3 protein-coding genes are annotated in these 3,058 nt (G+C 65.1%); all 3 read right to left on the minus strand.

The genetic code is table 11. The annotated features are described in order from the left end of the window. Window positions 1-383, minus strand: a 383-nt coding sequence (locus tag AC4FAH_RS10320; RefSeq protein ID WP_490245984.1) for a glycosyltransferase family protein, incomplete at its 3' end; no start/stop codon positions are given. A gap of 70 nt (window positions 384-453) precedes the next feature. Next, window positions 454-1,908 (minus strand): WecB/TagA/CpsF family glycosyltransferase, encoded by a 1,455-nt coding sequence (locus tag AC4FAH_RS10325; protein ID WP_286987166.1) that lies wholly within the window; start codon window positions 1,906-1,908, stop codon window positions 454-456. Next, window positions 1,908-2,990, minus strand: coding sequence for a glycosyltransferase family 2 protein (locus AC4FAH_RS10330; protein WP_286987165.1), 1,083 nt, complete (start codon window positions 2,988-2,990; stop codon window positions 1,908-1,910). The genes AC4FAH_RS10325 and AC4FAH_RS10330 overlap by 1 nt, the downstream gene beginning before the upstream one ends. Between the last annotated feature and the right edge of the window lie 68 nt (window positions 2,991-3,058).

Here is a 3,058-nt window from a genome sequence, read left to right on the forward strand (position 1 = left end):
GACGCCATGGCCTGCTCGCTGATCGCGAGGCTGTCATCCTTGAACCACTCCGGCATCAGCAGCACATCGGCGCGCAGCACCGGGGCGGGCAGGGCGGCCATGGCGCCGAGGCGCTTGATCTGCTCGCGCGGGTCTCGCTCGCCGGGCATCGGCAGAATGTCGAGATCGATGCCCCAGCGTGAGCCATCGGCGATACGCGCCCGGAACCACTCGGGGTCACGGGCGATGATCAGGCTGATATGCGTCACGCCTCGCCCGACCAGCAGGTCGAGATTGCGCTCCAGCACGCTGCGTCCGGCGATCGGCAGCAGCGCCGGCGAGTAACGGCGGTCAATCGGCGCGACTTCCTGGCCGAGGCGGTCCGCCAACAGGATCACATGCATTGCACACCTCCTTGGCCTGAGTCGTGATATTGGCGCAGCGCAGCACGAATGAGAGAGGGAGTCTCGCGCATCAGTAGGCTCCACGGCTGGTCAGAACGGCAGGAATCGTGCGCAACAGCAGCTTGATGTCTTCCTTGATGCCCTGACGATGCAGGTAGAAGAGATCCAGATGGATCTGTTGCTCGAAGGACAGGTCCGAGCGGCCCGACACCTGCCACAGCCCGGTCAGCCCCGGGGTGGCATCCAGACGCATGCGCGCACGCGCTTCGTAGAGCGCCACCTCGCGGGCGAGGGCGGGGCGCGGCCCGACCAGCGCCATCTCGCCGCGCAGCACGTTCCACAGCTGCGGCAATTCATCGATGGACAGCCTGCGGATGATACGGCCCACGCGCGTGATGCGCGGGTCCTGCTTCATCTTGAACAGCACCCCACCCTCGCTCTCGTTGGCGGCCTGCAGTTCGCGCAGACGCTCTTCGGCGTCGATGTACATCGAGCGGAACTTCCACAGCTTGAACGGCTTGCCGTGGCGCCCGATACGCTCCTGGCCGAACAGCACCGGGCCTGGCGATTCCAGGCGGATGGCCAGCACGGTGCCCAGCAGCAGCGGTGACAGCACCAGCAGCACGCCGCTGGCACCGACGATATCCATGGCGCGGCGCGCGCGCGGGGTCAGCCAGTTGCTCACTCGCCATCGAAAGTGGCGCCAGTTGGAGCGTGACTTCATCCACAGGCCACGGCCGGGAATCGCCTCTTCCCCATACTTGCGCACGCTCATCAGAAAGCTCGGGTTGCCAAGCACGTAGCGCTTGAACATGCGGCGTGGCTCCATCAGCAGCCGCCAGGCCCATTCCATGCCCAGTCTGCGCACGACGCCCGGCGCACGCGGGATGCGCTGGGAATAGAAGTCGAACAGACCGCCGACGCCCATGACCACCGGCACCTCGAGTCGCTCACGGTAGGTCGAGATCCACTTCTCCTGGGCCGGCACGCCCATCGCCACCAGCAAGAGGTCAGTGCCCTGATTGATCTGCGCCAGCACGTCGTCGATGATTTCCGGGCCGATGAAGCCGTGATGTACGCCACTGATCTCGAGCGTCGGCCATTGCTCGCGGAGCTTGTCGGCCATCCTGTCGGCCACGCCCGGTGCAGCGCCGAGCAGGAACAGGCGCTTGTTCTCCGCCACCAGCATGTCGCACAGGTGGGGCAGCAGGTCGGTGCCATTGAGGTTGGCTTTGAGATCCTGGCCGAGCATGCGGCAGGCCATCTTGACGCCGCTGCCATCGGGCAGCAGCAGGTCGCTGTCATGCAGTACCTGCATGTAATAGCGATCGACCTGGGCCACGTTCAGGCAGTGTGCATTGACGAAATTGACGGTGCGCGGCTGCGGGTCGCTGATCCAGCTCTTGAGCAGGCTCAGGCAGGTGTCGAGGCTGGTGTTGACGAAGGGCACCCCCAGTACCTTGATGTGAGGCAGTGTCTTGACGCGCTCAGTGGTGAAGAGGGCTTGATCCAATGGCTGGCTCATCATGGCGACTCCACTTCATGAGCGTCCTGCTGTTGATTCGGTCTGGCCGGCTGCGGGCGCGGCGCATTGTCGATCTTCTTCTTCTGCGCCTTGCCGATGACCCCCTGGGCGAGCCCTTCACAGCGTAGATAGAGACTCTTGGGCATCACGCGCAGCATCAAGGCGGCCCCTGCCGTGGCAGCGGTGCGCCCGAATTCCGCCTTCCAGATGCCCGGCCATGCCTTGACGGCGCGGCGGCAATACGCCCAGGCAGCATCCCCGTCACGCAGGCGAATCGCCTGACGCGACAGATAGCGCAGTTGGTAGGCCTGGGCGCGGGGATACCACTGTTCGATGAAGTCAGGCGCGTAGGCGCGCGTCAGCTCGACGATTGCAAGCCAGCTCTGGTACTGGCGCTCCAGTTGTGCCGAAAGCCCGCCTTCATTGAGCCGGTAGCGGGTCAGCGGCTCGGGAATGCCTTCCACCGTGGTGCCTGTCTTGAGGGCGATGCGTGTCCAGCATTCGATATCTTCGCTCTGGCGCAGGCTCTCATCGAAGTAACAAGGCAGCACACCGCCCCCCTTGACCTCACAGTCGAAGGCGATGGCCTCGAGAATCTCGCGTCGGATAACCGGCGCCGAGCCATTGCCCACCGGGTTGCGACAGAACAGCAGCCCCGGCGTGATGTCGGTCAGGCTCGGCATCTGGTAGTAGTCCAGCGGTTCGCCGTCGGCATCGATGAAGGCCGAGCGCGAGAAGGACAGGCCTACCTCGGGGCGTGCCTCGAGGTGCTCGCGGTGGCGCGCCAGCTTGGCGGGCTCCCAGATGTCATCGGAGTCCAGGAAGGCCAGATAGCGGCCCTGAGCGGCACGCACGCCCGTGTTGCGGGCCCCGGCCAGGCCACGATTGACCGGATGCGTGATCAGCGTGAGACGCGGGTCGTCGTAGGCCTCGCAGATCGCCCGGCTGCCATCGGGGGAGCAGTCGTCGACGACCAGCAGTTCGAAGTCGCCATCCTCCTGCGCCAGCACGCTGTCGATGGCGGCCGCGACGAATCGTTCGACGTTGTAGATCGGCATGATGACCGAAAAGGTCGGGGTCATGGTCTGGCCTCCTGGACGTCCCTGTCTGGGGAAAGCGATGCGGTGGATGCTGCGTGAGGTGTGTCTGG

It is taken from the genome of Cobetia sp. (assembly GCF_983723665.1).